General features: G+C 37.8%; 24 protein-coding genes and 4 tRNA genes. 18 read left to right on the top strand and 10 right to left on the bottom strand.

Translation table 11 applies throughout. The features are described 5' to 3' along the window. Window position 1: 1 nt before the first annotated feature. From rpmD to GTK57_RS03915, 12 genes are all read left to right on the top strand, one after another. Window positions 2-178, top strand: a complete 177-nt coding sequence (gene rpmD, locus GTK57_RS03970; protein ID WP_152874602.1) for a 50S ribosomal protein L30 — start codon at window positions 2-4, stop codon at window positions 176-178. Window positions 179-181: 3 nt separating this feature from the next. Then, window positions 182-622, top strand: coding sequence for a 50S ribosomal protein L15 (gene rplO / locus GTK57_RS03965; RefSeq protein WP_152874601.1), 441 nt, complete (start codon window positions 182-184; stop codon window positions 620-622). Window positions 623-667: 45 nt separating this feature from the next. Next, window positions 668-1987: a preprotein translocase subunit SecY gene (gene secY, locus GTK57_RS03960; protein WP_171500268.1), complete on the top strand. Its 1320-nt coding sequence runs from the start codon at window positions 668-670 to the stop codon at window positions 1985-1987. Between the two features lie 20 nt (window positions 1988-2007). Further along, window positions 2008-2124, top strand: coding sequence for a 50S ribosomal protein L36 (rpmJ, locus tag GTK57_RS03955; RefSeq protein ID WP_000867907.1), 117 nt, complete (start codon window positions 2008-2010; stop codon window positions 2122-2124). A 108-nt stretch (window positions 2125-2232) separates the two neighbouring features. Further along, complete coding sequence (rpsM, locus tag GTK57_RS03950; protein ID WP_152874600.1) at window positions 2233-2589, top strand: 30S ribosomal protein S13; 357 nt, start codon at window positions 2233-2235, stop codon at window positions 2587-2589. A 19-nt stretch (window positions 2590-2608) separates the two neighbouring features. Beyond that, complete coding sequence (gene rpsK / locus GTK57_RS03945) at window positions 2609-2995, top strand: 30S ribosomal protein S11 (RefSeq protein ID WP_004281491.1); 387 nt, start codon at window positions 2609-2611, stop codon at window positions 2993-2995. Window positions 2996-3007: 12 nt separating this feature from the next. After that, window positions 3008-3634 carry a 30S ribosomal protein S4 gene (gene rpsD / locus GTK57_RS03940; RefSeq protein WP_152874599.1) on the top strand — a complete coding sequence of 209 codons (627 nt, stop codon included), beginning with the start codon at window positions 3008-3010 and terminating at the stop codon, window positions 3632-3634. Window positions 3635-3650: 16 nt separating this feature from the next. Continuing rightward, window positions 3651-4658 (top strand): DNA-directed RNA polymerase subunit alpha, encoded by a 1008-nt coding sequence (locus GTK57_RS03935; RefSeq protein ID WP_152874598.1) that lies wholly within the window; start codon window positions 3651-3653, stop codon window positions 4656-4658. Window positions 4659-4676: 18 nt separating this feature from the next. Beyond that, window positions 4677-5042, top strand: a complete 366-nt coding sequence (rplQ, locus tag GTK57_RS03930; RefSeq protein WP_034587447.1) for a 50S ribosomal protein L17 — start codon at window positions 4677-4679, stop codon at window positions 5040-5042. 152 nt (window positions 5043-5194) lie between these two features. Continuing rightward, a complete protein-coding gene (locus tag GTK57_RS03925) occupies window positions 5195-6643 on the top strand; it encodes a flavin-containing monooxygenase (protein ID WP_163124592.1) in 1449 nt (482 codons plus the stop codon). A 108-nt stretch (window positions 6644-6751) separates the two neighbouring features. Beyond that, entirely contained in the window at window positions 6752-7012 is a 261-nt protein-coding gene (locus GTK57_RS03920; RefSeq protein WP_152874597.1) for an FAD assembly factor SdhE, read from the top strand. 34 nt (window positions 7013-7046) lie between these two features. Beyond that, window positions 7047-7388, top strand: coding sequence for a hypothetical protein (locus GTK57_RS03915; protein WP_206752273.1), 342 nt, complete (start codon window positions 7047-7049; stop codon window positions 7386-7388). Window positions 7389-7624: 236 nt separating this feature from the next. Here GTK57_RS03915 and GTK57_RS03910 read toward each other — a convergent pair whose 3' ends face one another. The 5 genes from GTK57_RS03910 to rnr form a co-directional block, all read right to left on the bottom strand. Then, entirely contained in the window at window positions 7625-8509 is an 885-nt protein-coding gene (locus GTK57_RS03910) for a DMT family transporter (RefSeq protein WP_163121438.1), read from the bottom strand. Window positions 8510-8566: 57 nt separating this feature from the next. Continuing rightward, complete coding sequence (locus tag GTK57_RS03905; RefSeq protein WP_163121436.1) at window positions 8567-8989, bottom strand: hypothetical protein; 423 nt, start codon at window positions 8987-8989, stop codon at window positions 8567-8569. Window positions 8990-9005: 16 nt separating this feature from the next. Beyond that, window positions 9006-9212, bottom strand: a complete 207-nt coding sequence (locus GTK57_RS03900) for a YheV family putative zinc ribbon protein (RefSeq protein WP_171522155.1) — start codon at window positions 9210-9212, stop codon at window positions 9006-9008. A gap of 52 nt (window positions 9213-9264) precedes the next feature. Continuing rightward, window positions 9265-11292, bottom strand: a complete 2028-nt coding sequence (locus GTK57_RS03895; RefSeq protein WP_163121433.1) for a M3 family metallopeptidase — start codon at window positions 11290-11292, stop codon at window positions 9265-9267. Window positions 11293-11468: 176 nt separating this feature from the next. Further along, window positions 11469-13883: a ribonuclease R gene (gene rnr / locus GTK57_RS03890; RefSeq protein WP_188110917.1), complete on the bottom strand. Its 2415-nt coding sequence runs from the start codon at window positions 13881-13883 to the stop codon at window positions 11469-11471. Window positions 13884-14148: 265 nt separating this feature from the next. On the opposite strand from rnr, the gene GTK57_RS03885 reads away from it, so the two are divergent. The 6 genes from GTK57_RS03885 to GTK57_RS03860 all read left to right on the top strand — a co-directional run bounded on the left by GTK57_RS03885 (window position 14149) and on the right by GTK57_RS03860 (window position 16142). Next, window positions 14149-14238, top strand: a tRNA-Ser gene (locus GTK57_RS03885). Window positions 14239-14254: 16 nt separating this feature from the next. Continuing rightward, window positions 14255-14331, top strand: a tRNA-Arg gene (locus GTK57_RS03880). A 41-nt stretch (window positions 14332-14372) separates the two neighbouring features. Then, window positions 14373-14449 (top strand) — tRNA-Arg (locus GTK57_RS03875). A 253-nt stretch (window positions 14450-14702) separates the two neighbouring features. Continuing rightward, window positions 14703-14779, top strand: a tRNA-Arg gene (locus GTK57_RS03870). Window positions 14780-14973: 194 nt separating this feature from the next. Further along, entirely contained in the window at window positions 14974-15471 is a 498-nt protein-coding gene (locus tag GTK57_RS03865) for a YcxB family protein (RefSeq protein ID WP_163121431.1), read from the top strand. 29 nt (window positions 15472-15500) lie between these two features. Beyond that, entirely contained in the window at window positions 15501-16142 is a 642-nt protein-coding gene (locus tag GTK57_RS03860; protein WP_163121429.1) for a fumarylacetoacetate hydrolase family protein, read from the top strand. 83 nt (window positions 16143-16225) lie between these two features. Here GTK57_RS03860 and msrA read toward each other — a convergent pair whose 3' ends face one another. The 5 genes from msrA to thyA form a co-directional block, all read right to left on the bottom strand. Then, window positions 16226-16744 (bottom strand): peptide-methionine (S)-S-oxide reductase MsrA, encoded by a 519-nt coding sequence (gene msrA / locus GTK57_RS03855; protein ID WP_152875713.1) that lies wholly within the window; start codon window positions 16742-16744, stop codon window positions 16226-16228. Window positions 16745-16866: 122 nt separating this feature from the next. Next, window positions 16867-17322, bottom strand: a complete 456-nt coding sequence (locus GTK57_RS03850) for an META domain-containing protein (protein WP_152875715.1) — start codon at window positions 17320-17322, stop codon at window positions 16867-16869. Window positions 17323-17425: 103 nt separating this feature from the next. Then, complete coding sequence (locus GTK57_RS03845; protein ID WP_163121427.1) at window positions 17426-18484, bottom strand: Lnb N-terminal periplasmic domain-containing protein; 1059 nt, start codon at window positions 18482-18484, stop codon at window positions 17426-17428. A gap of 28 nt (window positions 18485-18512) precedes the next feature. Beyond that, complete coding sequence (locus GTK57_RS03840; RefSeq protein ID WP_163121425.1) at window positions 18513-19025, bottom strand: dihydrofolate reductase; 513 nt, start codon at window positions 19023-19025, stop codon at window positions 18513-18515. Window positions 19026-19161: 136 nt separating this feature from the next. Beyond that, entirely contained in the window at window positions 19162-20004 is an 843-nt protein-coding gene (gene thyA, locus GTK57_RS03835) for a thymidylate synthase (RefSeq protein ID WP_163121423.1), read from the bottom strand. Window positions 20005-20248 lie beyond the last annotated feature (244 nt).

The raw sequence follows: 20248 nt of genomic DNA, 5'->3' as shown, positions 1-20248 counted from the left end.
CATGAAAACGATTAAAGTTACCCAGACTAAATCTGCAGCTCATCGCTTGAAAAATCACAAGCTTAGCCTGCAAGGTTTAGGTCTGCGTCGTATTGGTCATACTGTAGAAGTGCAAGATACGCCTTCTAACCGTGGTATGATCAACCAAGTCTACTATATGGTTAGTGTAGAGGAGTAAGCCATGACTCTGCGTTTAAATGAACTTGCACCTGCAGAAGGTGCAAAACGCGACAATTTACGTAAAGGTCGTGGTATTGGTTCTGGCGTTGGTAAAACCGGTGGCCGTGGTGTGAAAGGTCAAACTTCACGCTCTGGTGGTGGTGTACGTGCTGGATTCGAAGGTGGTCAAACTGCGTTGTATCGTCGTTTACCTAAATTCGGTTTCACTAGCCAAATCGCTTTGAAAACTGCTGAAGTACGTTTATCTGAGCTTTCTAAAGTTGAAGGTGATATTATTTCACTTGAAACTTTAAAAGCTGCGAATATTGTTCGTAAAGACATGATTCGTGCTCGTATCGTACTTTCTGGTGAAATTACTCGTGCCTTCACTGTTAAAGGTATTGTGTTGACTAAAGGCGCTAAAGCTGCTCTTGAAGCTGCTGGCGGTAAAGTCGAGGAGTAATCCCCAGTGTCTATGACTCCTAGTTCTTCAGGTCATGTAAACATGATGAAAGGTCAACCGTTTCATGTGAAATATCGTGAAATTATTCGCCGAATGATGTTCCTCATTGGTGCTTTGTTGGTTTTTCGACTAGGAGCGCATATTCCAGTTCCGGGCATTAATAATGCTGCCCTCGAAAACCTTTTTAATGCAAATCAAGGTACTATCCTTGGTTTGTTTAACATGTTTTCGGGTGGTGCATTAGAGCGGATGTCGATTCTTGCTTTAGGTATCATGCCGTATATTTCTGCATCTATTATTGTACAGTTAATGTCTACGGTAGTGCCTTCGCTCGAAGCTTTGAAAAAAGAAGGCGAGCAAGGTAAGCGTAAAATAAATCAATATACGCGACAAGGAACTTTGTTTCTTGCACTTGTGCAAGCAACGGGTATGTGTGCTGGATTAATTAGTCAGGGTATTACTTTGACAGATGGTCTTGCATTCTACATTCCTGCAGTAACTTCTTTGGTTGCTGGTACAATGTTTCTCATGTGGTTAGGCGAGCAAATCACCGAGCGTGGTGTGGGTAATGGTATTTCCATGATCATCTTCGCTGGTATTGTTGCAGGATTGCCGAATTTAGTTCTGCAATCATTAACATCGGTTGATAGTGGTCAGTCAAGCCTGATTGGTTTGGTTGTATTTGGCTTACTATCTTTAGGTGTTTTGGCGGCAATTGTATTTATTGAGAAGGCGCAGCGTCGTATCCCAGTAAATTATGCTCAAAAACAACAAGGTCGTCGTGTGTTTACTGCACAACAGACACATTTGCCATTAAAAATTAATATGGCTGGTGTTATTCCTGCAATTTTTGCAAGTTCATTGCTTTTGTTCCCTGCGAGCTTAGGGCAATGGGTGGGAAGTACTGATCCAAATGCAGGATTTATTAAACGTGGTCTGCAAGATTTAGCACTCGTGCTTTCGCCTGGACAGCCGTTGTATTTGGTGCTCTTTGGTGCGTTAATTATCTTTTTCTGTTATTTCTATACTGCGCTAGTATTTAGCCCTAAAGAAGTTTCAGAAAACTTGAAACGCAGCGGAGCTTATGTGCCTGGTATACGTCCAGGTGAGCAAACTGCTCGTTACTTAGATCATATTCTCAATCGTTTGACATTTATTGGCGCGATTTACATTACAGTGATCTGTTTAATGCCGATGATTCTGCAAAGCTCTTTTGGTATTCCATTTAGCTTAGGCGGTACATCTTTGCTGATCGTTGTGGTTGTTGTGATGGACTTTATGGCTCAGCTTCAAGCACATCTCACATCGCACCAATATGATAATCAATCACTAATGAGAAAAACGACTGCTCATCCTAAGGGATAAGCGCACTTAGAGGTTTCATCATGAAAGTACAAGCTTCTGTAAAGAAAATTTGTGGTAGCTGTAAAGTTATCCGTCGTAATGGGGTTATTCGCGTAATTTGTAGCGCTGAACCTCGTCATAAACAGCGTCAAGGTTAATCTAAATTAAGACCTGTTGATTTCAGTAGGCTAATTAGGTTATTATCCGCCCCTCAAGATTTTTGTGGGGCGGTTGATTATCTCAATTGCCTTTTTGGAGAAAATTGAATGGCTCGTATTGCCGGTGTAAACATTCCGGATAACAAGCATGCTGTTATCTCTCTAACGTATATCTTTGGTATTGGTCGCCATACTGCTAAGAATATCTTAGCTGCTGTAGCTATCGCTCCAACGACAAAGATTCGTGAATTAGATGATGCTCAGCTTGATGCGATTCGTGCAGAAGTTGCTAAGGTTCCGACCGAAGGTGATTTACGTCGCGAAATTTCCATGAACATTAAACGTTTAATGGATTTAGGCTGCTACCGCGGTCTTCGTCATCGTCGCAGCTTGCCTGTCCGTGGACAACGCACTAAAACTAACGCTCGTACCCGTAAAGGTCCGCGCAAACCTATTAAGAAATAAGATTTCTGGAAGCTAAAAGATGGCTAAAGATACTCGCGCACGCAAGAAGGTCACTCGTACCGTCTCTGAAGGTGTCGCACACATTCACGCTTCTTTTAATAACACCATTGTGACTATTACCGATCGTCAAGGTAATGCACTGGCTTGGGCTACCTCTGGTGGACAAGGCTTCCGTGGATCACGTAAATCAACTCCGTTTGCTGCTCAGGTAGCTGCTGAAGTTGCTGGTAAAGCTGCTTTAGATTACGGTTTGAAAAACTTGGACGTCCTTGTAAAAGGTCCTGGTCCTGGTCGTGAGTCTGCGGTTCGTGCTTTAGGTGCAGTGGGTTATAAAATTAACAGCATTACCGATGTGACGCCAATCCCGCACAACGGTTGTCGTCCACCTAAAAAACGTCGCGTGTAAGGAGAAACATTCATGGCTCGTTATATTGGTCCAAAATGCAAACTCTCTCGCCGCGAAGGGACAGACCTGCAACTTAAATCAGGCGTTAAACCGTTTGATGTTAAGACTAAAAAACACGCTAAAGCTCCAGGCCAACATGGCGGAGCTCGTGGCGGTAAACAATCAGAGTATTCACTACAATTACGTGAAAAACAAAAAGTACGTCGTATGTACGGTGTTTTAGAGCGTCAATTTAGTAACTACTATAAAGAAGCTGCTCGTGTTAAAGGCGCAACAGGTGAAAACTTGTTGAAATTGCTTGAAAGCCGCCTAGATAACGTTGTTTATCGCATGGGTTTTGGTTCTACACGCGCAGAAGCTCGTCAGCTAGTATCTCACCGTTCAATCACTTTAAATGGTCGTCGCGTTAACATCGCGTCAATCCAAGTTAAAGCGGGCGATGTGATTGCAGTTCACGAAGGTGCTAAACAACAATTACGTATTAAAAACGCAATTGAGTTAGCTGCTCAACGTGGTATTCCTGCTTGGATGGAAATTGATCATTCTAAGTTGGAAGGTACGTTTAAAGCTGCACCAGATCGTTCTGATTTACCTGCTGAAATCAACGAAAGCTTGATTGTAGAATTGTATTCTAAATAATCCTTGAGGTAGCAATATGACGCGTACTGCAAATGAGTTTCTAACTCCGCAAGCGATCAAGGTCGAAGCGGTTAGCGGGACCTCGGCAAAAGTTATTCTAGAACCCTTAGAGCGTGGCTTTGGTCATACTCTTGGTAATGCTTTACGTCGCATCCTTCTTTCTTCTTTACCTGGCGCTGCTGTGGTTGAAGTTGAAATTGAGGGTGTTGAGCACGAGTACAGTACTTTGGAAGGCTTGCAGCAGGACATCGTCGAGCTCTTGCTGAACCTAAAAGGATTGTCGATTAAGCTGTTCGATCAAAACGAAGCATATTTAACATTAGAAAAACAAGGTCCTGGCGATGTAACAGCCGCTGATCTTCGTTTACCTCATAATGTTGAAGTGGTTAACCCTGAACATTTGATTGGTACTTTAAGTGCTTCAGGCTCATTAAAAATGCGCCTGAAAGTTTCTCAAGGTCGTGGTTATGAAACTTCTGATTCACGCTTCCCTGAAGGCGAAACTCGCCCAGTGGGTCGTTTACAATTAGACGCTTCTTATAGCCCAATTAAACGTGTGTCTTACACCGTAGAAAATGCGCGTGTAGAACAACGTACTGACCTTGATAAGCTGATCATTGATCTTGAAACAAATGGTACTGTTGATCCAGAAGAAGCAATCCGTAAAGCGGCAACAATTTTGCAACAACAAATTGCAATTTTTGTTGATCTTCAGAAAGATCAAGCACCAGTTGCTCAAGAGCCTCGTGAAGAAGTTGACCCAATCTTGCTTCGTCCAGTAGATGATCTAGAGCTTACTGTTCGTTCTGCTAACTGTTTGAAAGCAGAAAATATTTACTACATCGGTGATCTTGTTCAACGTACTGAAGTTGAGTTGTTAAAAACTCCTAACTTAGGTAAAAAATCGTTGACTGAGATTAAAGATGTTCTGGCTTCAAAAGGCTTGCAACTCGGCATGCGTTTAGAGAACTGGCCTCCGGCTAGCCTCCGTATGGACGATCGCTTTGCCTATCGTAGCCGTTAATTAAGTAGGACTATCACCATGCGTCATCGTAATAGTGGTGTGAAATTAGGCCGTACAAGCAGTCATCGTAAAGCGATGTTCCAAAACATGGCTAATTCTTTGTTCGAACATGAGTTAATTAAAACTACTGTTCCTAAAGCGAAAGAATTACGTCGTGTAGCTGAGCCTTTAATCACTTTAGCTAAAGTCGATACAGTAGCAAACCGTCGTTTAGCGTTTGCTCGTACTCGTTCAGCAGCAACTGTTGGTAAATTATTTACCGTTCTTGGCCCTCGTTACAAAGAACGTAACGGCGGTTATCTACGTGTGCTTAAAGCAGGCTTCCGTGCAGGTGATGCTGCGCCAATGGCTTATGTTGAGCTTGTAGATCGCGAAGTTAAATAATTTCGTAAGAATAGCTTCAGTTGTTCTTAGAAAAAGCCGGTTTTTAACCGGCTTTTTTTTATGTTTGAAATAATATAATGGATTAAACACAAACGTATTCATGTTGATCTATGTGTTCTAATATGGAGGATATAGCTCAAGTCAAACTGATCATGCAAAAAGAAATAGATATTTTAATTATTGGTGCTGGTATTTCTGGTATTGGCTTAGCATCACACTTATCAAAAGAATGTCCAAAACGCAGTTTTAAAATAGTTGAGCAACGCCAAAATATTGGTGGTACTTGGGACTTATTTAAATATCCTGGCATTCGATCTGATTCGGATATGTCGACCTTTGGTTTTAACTTTAAGCCTTGGACAAAGGCGAGTGTATTGGCTGATGGTACTTCTATAAAATCTTATTTATCTGAAGTCGTGACTGAACAGCAATTAGAAAAGCATATTTATTTTAATCATCGTATTTTATCTCTGAACTTCAATTCTTCAAAGAAGAAATGGGTCGTTGAAATTGAAAATGCTCAACATCAAATGGAAGTTTGGGTAGCAAATTTTGTCTGTGGATGCACTGGCTACTATAATTATAATCAAGGCTTTCAGCCGATATTTCCTCAGCAAGAGGTATTTAAAGGGGAATTAATTCACCCGCAGCATTGGCCTGAAAATTTAGATTATAAAAATAAGAAAATTACTATTATTGGTAGTGGCGCAACAGCAATTACTTTAGTTCCTGCTTTAGTGAAAGGTGGTGCGAAGAATGTGACTTTATTACAACGATCACCAACATATATTGCATCTGTTCCATCTGTAGATAAATTTTACAAAAAAATACAAAATATATTGCCGTTGAAAATGACATATCAACTTACACGTGCACGTAATGTTGGTATGCAGCGCCTTGTATATGTGTTGGCACAGAAACAGCCTCAATTGTTGAGAAAATATTTATTGAGCTCTATAAAAAAACAGTTGCAGGGCAAGGTGGATATTAAGCACTTCACTCCTACATATAATCCATGGGAGCAACGTTTATGTGTTGTACCTGATGGTGATTTGTTTCAAGTTTTACGTGATGGGCAGGCAAGTATAGAAACAGATCTTATCGAAAAATTTACAACCTCAGGTATTTTACTTAAGTCAGGTAAAACGATAGAAGCCGATATTATTGTTTCTGCGACAGGTTTGGAAATTCAAATATTGGGCGGCATAAAAACCACAATCGATGGTGTAGCTTTAGATACCTCTAAAACAATGTTGTATCGTGGTGTGATGGTCAGTGATGTGCCAAATATGGCAATGATGATTGGTTATGTGAATGCATCTTGGACTTTAAAAGTTGATATTGCGTCTAAGTATATTTGTCGCCTGTTAAATTATATGGATCAAAATAATTATAAAGGGGTAGTGGCCCAAGGCGATATAAATGAAATGTTAGATGATACCGTGATGGGTAGTTTGTCATCAGGCTATATTTCAAGAGCAATGGATGTTTTGCCTAAGCAGGGTAAAAGTAAAATTTGGCAGGTGACGAATAATTATTTGGCAGATCGAAAAGCCTTAAAAGCTGCAAAATTTAAAGATGATATTTTGAAGTTTCATTAATTTTTAAATGTATTCATCGCACTGGCTTTTCATATAAATGCATCGAAACTTTTTAAGGGCTAGGTTACACTAGAGATTACTGAAATAGATTTATTTTTGGATAAAACGATGACTGAAGAAATTAGTTTAGAAGAACGTAAGGTAATTTACCGTGCACGTCGTGGCTTGAAAGAAATTGATGTCTATTTTGATCCTTATGTTAAAAACTATTATTTGAAAGCTGATGCTGAAGAAAAACAGATGTTCTTTGAATTGGTTGAGCAAGAAGATCCAGATCTTTTAGATTGGTTTATGGAAGTTTCTGAGCCTCCACGTCCTGAGCTTAAAGACTTCATTAAGAAGTTGAAGTTTTACGTGCATGGTGCATAAAGAATTTCATTTGAAACACAGTCGAATCTCGATTGTGTTTCAATTAGTGATTATTCTCTTAATTATTTTCATACTATATCCATTATTAAATATTGTATTTTTTATCTTTTCGATTGTTTTATTAATCATCTCATTTCTATTCTTTCATAAAAAAGCACACATTGAATATTTTGCATATTTAGATGAAGATGTGTGGAGTTTAAAATATAATAATAATGAAAAAATATATAGAGTTGAACTTCAACGTATTTTAAATCATCAATTATATATTGTTGTTTACTTAAAGAAATCTGAACAAAAACCTTTGGTTGTCTGGTTTGATCAATTAGATCGTGATGAGTGGAAGAATTTAAAAAAATTAGCGATTTTGAAATAAAAGTCATGTAAAAACGATGAAAAGTTAAGCATTGTTAGACAATTTTCATACAATATTTTTTATTTCCATATACATTAATGTTATGAGATCAAAATAAATAAAGAATTCGAATTTTTACTTATTTCTCAATTGTTTTCAAGGAATAGCCCGTTTGGGTCATCAGTTTATAAGTAGCATGTGCAGAACCGTCGCAGTGCTACTTTTTTTTATCTAAATTTTTCTAAGAATATTGTGTTTTATCTTGAAGAGTTTTTTAGCTTCCTTTGCAAGATTGGGCTACATAATAAAATTGCAGATAAAATAAGTGCAAAGCCAATGATGCTATACACGTCTGGTAATTCGTGCCAAAACAAATATCCCCAAATTCCTGCAAAAATAATTGCAATATAATTGACTGGACCAATTTGACCTGCAGGCGCAAGTTTATAAGCATTAGACATAAAAATTTGACTAATATTTGCCAAAACCCCCGCACAAATTAAATAACCTAGCTCTGTATAGGTGTATGGTCGCCAAACAAAAAACATGGGAATAGATGAAATAATTGTTCCAAAGAAACAAAAATAAAAGACAATACGTTCGGGTGGTTCTGTTGAAGTGAGTGCACGCACAGTTACAAATGCCATAGCAGCTAAAAAGCTTGAAACAAGCCCAATAACAGAGAGTAAATTAAGTAAGCCTGAATCGGGTTTTGCAACGAAAAGTACGCCAAATAGCCCGATAGTTGCTGCAAAAATCATGGGTTTGGTGACTTTTTCTTTTAAAAATAACCATGCAATAAGCGGAATGAAAATAGGTGAGGAGTAAGAGAACACCATTGCATTTGAAAGTTTGAGATGTGCAATTGCATAGAAAAAACCATACATTGCCATTAGCCCAACCACTGAGCGCCACGTATGCATCCAAAGTTTTTCTGTTTTAAAAAATGCAGTGCCGTATTTCATGATGAATGGTATGAAAATGCATAGACCCACAATATTTCTAAAAAATACCACTGTGGCATTATCTACTGTATAAGATGCATATCGGATACATACACCCATCAGTGAAAAAAGCAGAGCTGAGCAAGTTAAGCAAAGAATGGCTTTGAGCAGATTTTGCTTTGAAGAAATAGGGGTCATGAAAAACGGCTAGGATGAGTTTTCATCATTCTAACCGAATTATGTAAAAATGAAATTTTATTGCGATTCAGCGAGCTGAGCTTCGAGTAGTTTAATTTGCTCTTCTTTAAGTTCGATGAGTTGATCGACATCGGAATGCTGTTCTTTGAGTATTTTTTCTTGGTCTTTCAATTGGCTTTGAATATCGCTGAGTTTAGCGACTTCTTCTTTGGCTAAAGATGCATTTTTAGGAACAGCTTCTTGAAGAATTTTATCTGAAATTAAAGCAGAAGTATTTGCTTCTGTTGGAATGACGTCACTTGCAGGAAGATCAGGTTCACTTGCTACAACAGCTTCTGATGCAGGTGTTTCAGTATTCAATTTGCTTTCATCTTCAGTCGATGAAAAGTTCAAATATGCAAAAATTACAGCAATAATTAGAATGAGAAAACCAATAATTCCCCATAAAAGTTTTGGATTATTTCTTTCTCTTATTGCCATATCATTAATCCTGTCATTATTTTTGACGTGGTTTGAATTGTATTACCCCAATATCATCTGGAATAGCAGGGGCTTCTGGCTCATCGATATGAGTCGGACGGTTCTCGCTATAACCACAATCAATACATTCAATCCACTCATTTTCACCTGAAGTAAGCATGACAACACGGTCTAAGGCCTGACATTTTGGGCATTTTGCACCAGCGATGAAACGACGCTTAATAGTCATCATACTTACCTAAAATTAAAACTAAGACAGGTAGTTTAAGATTTTACTAGGCTTTCGTCCAACCCTGATGACGTAATAATGCATCAATTTTCGGCTCACGTTTGCGGAAATTGATAAATGCATCAAGTGCTTGATCTTTTCCGCCAACTGCTAGAATAAACTTTCTAAACTGTTTGCCTGTTTCTGTGTTGAAAATACCATCATTTTCAAAACGATCAAACGCATCGCTTGCTAAGACTTCTGCCCATTTATATGAGTAATATCCTGCTGCATAACCACCTGCAAAAATATGGCTAAAACCGTGTTGGAAGCGGTTATAAGGTGTCGTTGGCGCAACAGAGTATTTATGGCGAATATCATCCATTGTTGCCTGGATGTTTGTCGCATTTAAAGCAGGGTTGGCTTTATGAATATTCAAGTCAAATAAAGCGAATTCAATTTGACGTAAGGTTTGCATACCTGATTGGAAGAAACGTGCATCTAACAGTGCTTTTAAAAGTTCTTTAGATAATGTTTCTTTGGTTTCGATATGTTCGCTTAATAGATCTAAACTTTCATGATCCCAAGCCCAGAATTCCATAAATTGGCTAGGAAGTTCTACCGCATCCCATGCAACACCGTGTGTGCCTGCAACAGCAATGTTATCTACTTCAGTTAACATATGATGTAAGCCGTGACCAAACTCATGGAATAAAGTAATCACCTCATCATGCGTTAATAGCGCAGGTTGATTGCCAACAGGTGGAGTAAAGTTACATACCATGTAGCAGATTGGATTTTGTAAGCCATTTGCGGTTTGCATGCGTGAACGGAATCCACTCATCCATGCACCGCCACGTTTTCCACTACGTGCATATAAATCAAAATAGAAGCCACCTACAACTTTGCCTTGATCTTCTAGTTCGAAATAGCGAGCATCTTCATGCCAAACAGGTGCTTGGCGTTCTACAATGTTAATGCCGTAAAGACGGTTCACAATACTGAATAAGCCTTGCTGAATTTTAGGTGCAGGGAAATAGGGTTTGAGTGCTTCTTGTGAAAGATTAAATTGTTGAACTTTGAGCTTTTCTGAATAGTATGTGGTGTCCCAAGGTTCTAAATCTGAAATACCATCTTCAGATGCAATAGCTTTTAATTCTGCAATTTCTTTTTCAGCAGGTGCGCGAGCATGTTCGGCTAAATCAACAAGGAATTTATCTACAGTTTCAACATCTGGCGCCATTTTGCTAGCCAATGAAAGTTCTGCATAATTTTGGAAACCAAGAAGTTGTGCCATTTCTTGACGTAAGCTTAAAATTTCTTCCATTGTTGCTGTATTGTCAAATTCAGGGTGATCACTCATTTCCGATGCACGTGTTGTATAGGCTTTATAAAGCTCTGCACGTAATTCACGGTTTTCGGCATAAGTCATAATCGCAAGATAAGATGGAATATCTAAAGTTGCGACAGCTTGATCAAGTTCGCGTTGCTGACCATATTGTTTTAATAGCTCGATGCTACTTTGTGGCAAGCCTTTGAGTTGATCTTCAGAAAGTACTTTGAAATAAGCTTGCGTTGCATCTAACACATGGTTTGAAAAGTCAGATGATAGTTGTGATAAACATGCAGAAATTTCTGCATAACGTTTTTTGGCTTCGCCTTCTAAAGCCACACCTGAAAGTTTAAAGTCACGAAGTGCGAGTTTAATTGCGCTTTGCTGTGCTTCTGAAAGTGTTGAAAATTCGGCAGAATCATGTACGTGTTGATAGCTTTGATAAAGCACCGTGTGTTGACCAAGCTCTGTGTAATATTCACTTAAAGCAGGAAGGAGTGCTTGATAGACTTCGCGTGTTTCTGCGTTGTTCATGACTGCATTTAGATGAGATAAAACGCCCCAAGCTTCGCTCATATTGTTTTCTAGCGTATCGACTTGCTCGAGTATTTTTAATTGCTCTTCATGTGATTGAGGGACATCTTTAAGTTCTTTGAGAAAGGATTGTCCTTGTTGAATCGCGTGTTCAATATTTTGTTTTAATGATTCAAGTGTAATTTGATCGAATTGTGGTACTGGCAAAGTTGCCTTTTCTAATGTCATTGCAATACGCCATAAATTTCTAAGTTAATGTAGATGTAAGGGCTGTAGAGGGATAAATCAAGAAGAATTATGAGCTTTCGCTGAATTAATCATTTTAAAGTATGATTTGAAATGATCAGATAAAAAATTTTTAGATAAAAAAGAGCGCCTAAGCGCTCTTTTTTCATTTTTAAGAATTAATCTATTTTTACTTTCGCATTAGATTTTTTCTTTTTTGCTTTGGCTTTTTTCTTAGCCTTGGCTTTTTCTATTTTCTCAGCAGATTTCTTACTTGGTTTTGTGTAAGACGCAGGTTTAGCTTTTTTCTTACGAAGTGGTTTTTCACCATCTTCACTGACTTGAGCTTTAGGGCGTTCACCAAATACTTGCTCTTTGTTTTGAGCAGGTGCTTTGGTCGCAACTCTTGGTGCACGACTGCGAACCGTACGACCTGCATGTGTCAACTGTTGAAGCAATTCAAAATCAATCTTACGATCTTCTAAGTTTACTGATGCAACTTTAATTTTGACTTCATCACCTAAGCTAAAGGTCTGACCACGACCTTGCCCGACTAAACTTTGACTTGCTTGATCGAACACAAAGAAGTCATCGCCCAATTGGCTGACATGAATCATGCCATCGACATAAAGATCTTTTAAGGTAACAAATAGCCCAAATTCAGCAACAGCTGAAATCGTACCGACAAACTCTTCACCTAAATGCTGATGCATATAATGGCATTTCAACCAAGTGGTTACAGAGCGAGATGCTTCATCTGCACGACGTTCAGTTGCAGAGAAATGTGTTCCTGCTTCTTCTAAAGCACCACCAGAAAGCGGAGATGGCTTTTGTTTTAAGTGTGCTTTGATTGCTCTATGAAGCAACAAATCTGGATAACGACGAATTGGCGATGTGAAATGCGTGTATGCATCGTATGCCAAGCCGAAGTGACCTGCATTGTTTGGACCATAGTAAGCTTGCATCATTGAGCGTAAAAGTACGGCATGAATGCTTGGTGCATCAATACGGTCTTTGGTTGCTTCAATAACAGCTTGATAATCTGCTTGCGTAGGTTGTTCTGGGAATTGCAAACCTAATAGTTTTACAAAGTCACGAACTTTTTGAATGCGTGAAAACTCAGGTGGCTCATGAATACGGTAAAGCATTGGAATTTCATTTTTCAATGAATATTCTGCCGCTGCAACGTTCGCAAGTAACATACATTCTTCAATGAGTTTATGCGCATCGTTACGGCTACGTGGCAAGATTTGAGTAATACCACCAAGCTCATCGAAAGTCATATATGTTTCGACGGTTTCAAATTCCATTGCATGACGTTCAGCACGTAAGCCTTTTAGCACTTGATACAACTGGAACAATGTATTTAAAGATTTACGAACATCACGATTTTCGGTAATTGCATTGCTGTCGCCATCAAAGTATTGTGCAACTTGGTCATAGGTTAAGCGTGCTTTTGAATGCATGACAGATGGATAGAACTCGTATCCTGTTACTCGACCTGCACGTGATAGTTTTAAATCACACACCATACATAAACGATCAACATCTGGATTTAAAGAACATAATCCATTTGAAAGTGCTTCAGGGAGCATTGGTAATACAAAGTGAGGGAAGTATACCGATGTACCACGATCTTGTGCTTCGTTATCTAAAGGCTTATCTGTGCGAACGTAATGGCTTACATCGGCAATGGCAACAACAACACGGTAACCACCACCTGAACGTTTCTCAGCGAATACTGCATCATCGAAGTCACGCGCATCTTCACCATCAATAGTCACTAATGGTAAATCACGTAAGTCGATACGACCTTCACAATCTTGTGCGGAAGGTTCTTTGAAGCTTTCCGCATCTTTAACCACTTCAGCAGGAAATTCGTAAGGCAAACCAAATTCTAAAATAGTTTGCGGAATAATAATTTCCGTATCTGCTTTATCTGCCATAGATTGAACAATATGACCTGTGGCAAATTCTTCACGTGTTGGGTAGGTATCAAGTTCAACACGAAGAGAATCGCCAACATTGACTTTGGCATGTTCAATCAGTTCTTTTTCTAAGGTAATAGGCTGATGTGCATTGGGGTTTGCAGGTTGAATAAAATATTCACCTTCATGAATAGCCAATTTACCAATAATTTGTTTAACACGATGCTGAACAACTTCTGTAATAAAACCCCAAGGCTTACCTTTACGATCTACAGAGGTTTGGCGCACTTTTACACGGTCGCCATTAAATACAAGGCGAAGTTCGCGTTCAGGTAATAACATATCGTCATGACCTGAGATGTTGGCGTTACCCATACCCTTAGAATTGATATAAACAGTCGCTTCGTAAACAGGCTGTTCTTCGGCAATTTGGAATTTAAACCCATCTTTCATGAGTTGACCATCACGTACCATTGCGATTAGACGATGACTCAACGCGTCAATACTTTTTTGATCTACAATTTTAAAGTGTTCAACCAAATCTGCATGAGAGAGTGGTGCAGCTTGCTTTTCAATAGTCTCTAAAATAAGAGTACGGCTTGGAATGGGATTTTCATAACGTTCAGCTTCAGCTTTCGCTTCAGGATCGACCCAATTTTTCATAATATCTGTGACTTCAAGTGAGAAGAATAGGTTTAGCATAAGTCATGCAACAAAATACTGCACGTAATTGATGACAATAATGTGTATTCAATCATTTTTTCTAAAACGAATACCATCATAAAAACAAAAAAGAGATGAAAATTGATCAAAAGTAGCAAAATAAAGCTCAAATTGTTTAAAAAGTATTTAATTGATCGAAAATATGCAAAATATATAAAGACTAGGCTTGCAGTATCTACGTTTAATTTGTATTATGGCGCCTCGTTACGGTGAGATGGGTGAGTGGCTGAAACCACATCCCTGCTAAGGATGCATACGGGTAACTGTATCGAGGGTTCGAATCCCTCTCTCACCGCCAACGAATAACTTGTAATGCGCTCATAGCTCAGCTGGATAGAGCACTTGGCTACGAACTAAGGGGTCGGGAGTTCGAATCTCTCTGAGCGCACCAATCAAGTTAATCGTGAACGAAGTCGAAAGACACTCAGGTACGCGCTCATAGCTCAGCTGGATAGAGCACTTGGCTACGAACTAAGGGGTCGGGAGTTCGAATCTCTCTGAGCGCACCAACTTAAACATTATTGCAAGTGTTTAAAATAAAGAACCGCACATGTTGCGGTTTTTTTGTGTCTGTAATTTTCATGTGAACATGTCAAAACTCATCGCTCATTTAAATGAATTTATGGTTTAAAAGTTTGAATGTGCTGAAGGATTATCCATAAAATTGAATGTTGAATAATAACTAAACACTTGAAAGCTAAATTATAAAATAATACTTAACATATCTGAATTATCACGTATAATGCCTCCCATTAAGACGTCGCGCTCATAGCTCAGCTGGATAGAGCACTTGGCTACGAACTAAGGGGTCGGGAGTTCGAATCTCTCTGAGCGCACCAACTTGATCATCATCAAGATGTAAAATAGAAAGAAACCGCATTTAGTGCGGTTTTTTTGTGCCTGAAATTTAGCGTTAGTCGTGTTAGAAAAATATATCACCAAATAACATCATTGTTTCAGCGTATAAAAACAGAAGAAGCTCTTTTTCTAGTGTAATATTTAGCTTACTTTATAGAATATTGATGATGCATAGATGTCTGAAACTAAGCCTACTTTGTCTGTACGTTATTTTTTAAATTTAGAAGAATCGCAAGATGGTTTCGCACTTGCGACTTTTGGTAAAAAACAATTTACCCGTTTTATTACGCCTGCAGTCAGCCTTGGTATTGTTATTTGGGGTTTCTATTTAGGTTTTGAAGGTGTAGGACGTTATTACGTTGCTTTAGGCGCTGTGTTTTTACTTTTACAATTATTTATGCGCTATTGGTTTTTACCGATGATGTTTAAGCGTCAATTTGTGAAATATCAGTTTGGTAAAAGCGAACAAGGTTTGGATTTATTCCAAGATTATGCAGATCTTTATGCAAATGGTCGTAAAGCCGTTGTAAATTATGCAGATGTGCAAAATTTTGCGATTGGTAAACTCACTTATATGCTTGAATTAAAAAATAAAACAGTCATTATTGTGCCAAAGCGTGCCATTAATGATTCAGCAGACAGAACCATTTTCGAAAATACATTTAAAAAATAATTTAATTTCAGTGATAGAAAGGGAACATCATGAGTACACGTCCATCTAAAATTGTGTGTGTCGGTCGTAGCTATGCAGATCATGCGAGAGAATTAGGAAATGCAATTCCTGATCGCCCAGTTTTGTTTATTAAGCCACCAAGCAGTTTAACTTCGCTAGAAGATGGTATTTCATGGAATCCTGATTGGGGCAATTGCCATCACGAATGTGAGCTGACTTTACGTATTGATCGTACTTTAAAAGCAGAAACAGATCCGAAAAAAGCTTTGGAAGCGATTGGTGCGATTACTTTAGGTTTAGATTTAACTTTGCGTGATTTGCAAGATGATTTGAAAAAGAAAGGTCAGCCTTGGGAACGTGCAAAAGCTTTTGATGGTTCATGCATTCTTGCAGATTGGATTGATGCATCAGAAGTTAAAGATTGGGACGATGTGCATTACACGCTACATATTAATGATGAGCTACGTCAAAAAGGTGATACATCTTTCTTAATTTTTGATATTGGTTATTTGCTTTCAGACATTAGCCAAGTGTTTACTTTAGAACCTGGTGATGTGGTAATGACAGGTACGCCAGCAGGTGTTTCTGCATTGGCAAAAGGTGATCGCTTAAAAATGACTTTAAAAGGTCAAGCTCAAGATTATGTTTGGAATACTGAAGTAAAAGCTTAATTCTTCAATATTGAAACAAATAAAAAAGGACTGTTGAGCAGTCCTTTTTTATTGCTTAGGTTTTTGATAAATCCTAATCAATCTTATTTGAGTAATTCTGTGAATTTACTACGAAGTTTTAAAAGTTTGGGTGGAATTGAAAAATTGCAGTAACCCTGTGTTGGATTCTTTGCAAAATAATTCTGATGATATTCTTCAGCAGGGAAGAATTGAGGTGCTAAACTGACTTCAGTGACAATTGCTAAATCATCTTGTTCGAGTTGTTCAATTAAACTTTCAGCTTGTTGTTTTTGTTCATCATTAAAATAATAAATGACAGAGCGATATTGTGTGCCAATATCATTTCCTTGGCGGTTTAAGGTTGTAGGATCATGAATTGCAAAAAACACATTTAGTAATTGTTCATATGAAATTTGAGTTTCATCGAAGTCAATTAAAATAACTTCTGCATGATTGGTGTCGCCACGGCAAATATCATCATAGCTTGGATGTGTTGTGTGACCACCTGCATAACCACTGGTAATGTGCGTAACGCCTTTTAGTTGTAAGAAAACAGCTTCTGTACACCAAAAGCAGCCACCACCCAATAATGCTTGTTGCATGAAATGATCCTAAATATTTATATATGGCTCAATATATGGGGGGAATTTATACAATTACAATATTCTTCATATAAATAGATACAAAAAAAGCCTACAAAAAGTAGGCTCTTTTTAAAATTTTATTAACGCGGTTGAATTGCGCTTTCAAACTCAATTACAGAATTACCTTGGTTATCAAGAAGCTGTAATACTTTGCCTTCTACTTTGTAGTGGGTTACTTGTGTTAAAGCCTTGTTGAATAACTGATCGATATTTGCATTGTTCATACAAGCCATGCGTGTAGATGCAACTTGGCTGAAAGAAATTGAGTGTTTACCAGCATCGAATGAACCCATTAAACGGTTACAACCATCTGAACCTGTTACACGTTTTGTTGCTTCGTCAAATTGTAAGCTTGCGATATTACGTTCTGATGGATTTGTGATAATGGTTGAATTACCAATTTTAGTTGCAACCCAAGTTTTATTTTGTAGTTGATTGAGGTTCGCAGTCGTCCCTGGTAGTTGCGGTAATGATTGGCAACCAACGAAAGCCAATGTTGAACCTAGAAGTGAAACTGCTAAGAATTTTTTCAACATTTTATAAATTTCCTTATGAGTGGATTTAACTAATATAGCTAAAAAAATTAGAAACTTATGAAATTATTTGTATACAAATCTTTCAGATTTATAGGCTTCTTGTTTAATCTGTTTGTAGATATGGTGTTGAAAGGTGATTACGAATAATTTTTGAATATTTTTCACTCGTTAATTCATGCATATTTTGTACTTTGGGATTTACATGCGCTCTTTCATACCATGTTTTCATCGACCAATTCTGATCAAGTGCGCGTAAATCATATAAATAATTAGGTAGATAGCCAGAAGCAAGCAAACGATAATCAACAGGTAATTGATGATTTGAAACAGATTGCACCATATCAAAAACAAGTGTCGTGCAGTTACTGGTGAGGGTGTTATACCATTTGGGCTGCTTTTCTAAGTCTGCAGATTTTTTTAAGTATTCTTCGAATAAAGCTCGCATTTCGGCTTTTGGCATTTGAACAGGAAAAAAGTAAACTTGTTCACCTCGTACATTACTACGCGTGTAAATAATATCTTTTTCATCTGCAGCAATTAAGCTGAGTTCAAACTTTCTAAAAAAACCACCAAGCGTAGAAAATTCTTCATTTTTTTCTTTTCGAATTTCAATAGAAAAAGTCAGTGGCGCACTATTTTTAAAATCGAAACTCACAAGTGTGTGGGCAATCTGAGGTCCCATCCAATACGATGTAATCACATTCACACCTGAAATTTCATTCAAATTTACAGTGCGAGTTTCCCATTTTTCATCATAATCTTGTTCTGTGCGCCAATTGAAATTTCGAACATTTTTAAGCGTAACAATATCGCCGTGTTGTTCAAATTTTAGTGTTTTTGCAACTTCAGGATTCCATTCTCTATCTGCCAAAGCGGGTATGCTGAAGTACCAAAACAAGCCACATAAAAACATAAAGCAATAAAGTAGGATGTCTTTTCCACGGCTAAAAAAATGCTGTGTTGCATAAATGCCTAAAACACTAAGTGCAAATGCAATCCAAATTCCAATAAGAATTCTACTGATGAGCCAGCCAAATGGTTCTTGAAACCAAATGGCTAAACATAGCCAAACAGATGAAAGAATGACAAAGAGACTAAAAAGGGAATGGATGAATCCGATTCCCAAAGCAGCGAAGAATTCCTTTCTACCGATATTTTGCATAATTGTTATTTTTTAAAAGATAATTACTTTATTTTCGGTAAGTTGCGAACTCAAAAGCAATCCCTGTTTTGTCGTCAATATGTTTTTCAGAGGCAACTTTTATAAAGTTATTTGGAATTTCAGGATAGTGCGCATCGCCTTGAACATCAAGTTCTACATGTGTAAGTTCTAAACGGTCTGCAATAGCAATGGTTTGTTTGAAAATTTCACCGCCACCAATAATAAAAACAGTTTCTGGTTTTTCAGATGCTTTTACGTCTTCAACGGCCTGAGCCAAGGCATCTTCAATACTATGTGCAATTTTAGTGCCTTCAAATGACCAGTTTGTATCGCGTGTAATAATCCAATTTACACGTTTTGGTAAGGTACGACCCATTGATTCAAGGGTTTTTCGTCCCATAACAACAACGCCACCTTGGGTAATTTCTTTGAAGTGTTTAAGGTCTGCAGAAATATGCCAAGGTAAGTCGTTGCCTTTACCAATGCAGTGTTTCTGATCCATTGCAACAACGTGAACAACTTCTAAATTTTGAAATGCCATAACAGACTCTAATCAGTTTAATCCCTCCCTTTGCGAAGTAGCACTTCTCACCTTTGTAAAGAGGAGGAGTGATACAAAAGTTCCCCCTTTTTTAAAGGGGGATACAGGGGGATTATTTTATAAAAGAAAGTAAATACTAAACCGCTACAGGTGCTTTAATACCAGGATGTGATTCATAACCAATAATCTCAATATCTTCAAATTTAAAGTCAAAAATATCTTTAATTTTAGGGTTAAGTTTTAATTGGCATAAAGGCAAGGGTTCACGGCTTAACTGAAGTTGAGTCTGTTCAAAATGATTGGCATATAAATGCGTATCACCGCCTGTCCAAACAAAATCACCTACATCTAAATCGCAAACTTGCGCAATCATGTGTGTAAGAAGAGCATAGCTTGCAATGTTAAAAGGTACGCCTAGAAATACATCTGCACTACGTTGATACAGCTGACACGACAATTTTCCGTTTTGTACAAAAAATTGGAACAATGTATGACAAGGTGGAAGTGCAACATTTCCAGCTTCATTCGGGTTCCAACCTGACACAATTAAACGACGTGAATTTGGATTGGTTTTAATTTCATTCACAAGCCATTTAATTTGGTCGAAACCATCTTGCTCGTATAAGCCATTTTCTTTTTTTGTACCACCAAAGTTACGCCATTGATGACCATAAACAGGGCCAAGTTCACCTTCAGGACGACCAAAACGTGCAGTTTGTTCTGCCGTAGACCATTCATCCCAAATAGAAACTTTGTTGTCTTGCAAATACTTAACGTTTGTATCGCCTTTTAAAAACCAAAGTAATTCAATTACAATTGAACGGAAGTGAACTTTTTTAGTGGTTAAAAGCGGAAAGCCTTTAGAAAGGTCAAAACGCATTTGATGACCGAATACAGAACGTGTACCTGTACCCGTGCGATCGCCTTTGTCGCCACCGTTGTCTAGGATATGTTGTAGTAGGTCTAAATACGCTTTCATAAATGTCCTGTCATTGTCCTCATGGGGAAGTCAAATATAAGATAAGACTATAAGGATGCTAAAATTATTGAGATGAGTTTATCTTAATTTAATTATATTTTTAAGTAATGAATTTGAGAAAGTCTATCTTATTGAAAGTAAAAATAAAAAATACACATTAAGTTGATTTAATTGTATTTAAAACAATATCTTATCTTTAATTTATTTTATTTAAATCGATTGGTAATTTAGTATTTATAATAAA

It is taken from the genome of Acinetobacter portensis, assembly GCF_010646905.1.
Taxonomy (GTDB): Bacteria; Pseudomonadota; Gammaproteobacteria; order Pseudomonadales; family Moraxellaceae; genus Acinetobacter; species Acinetobacter portensis.
The sequence above is the reverse complement of the archived record's forward strand: the minus strand, read 5'-3'. Positions and strand labels throughout refer to the sequence as shown.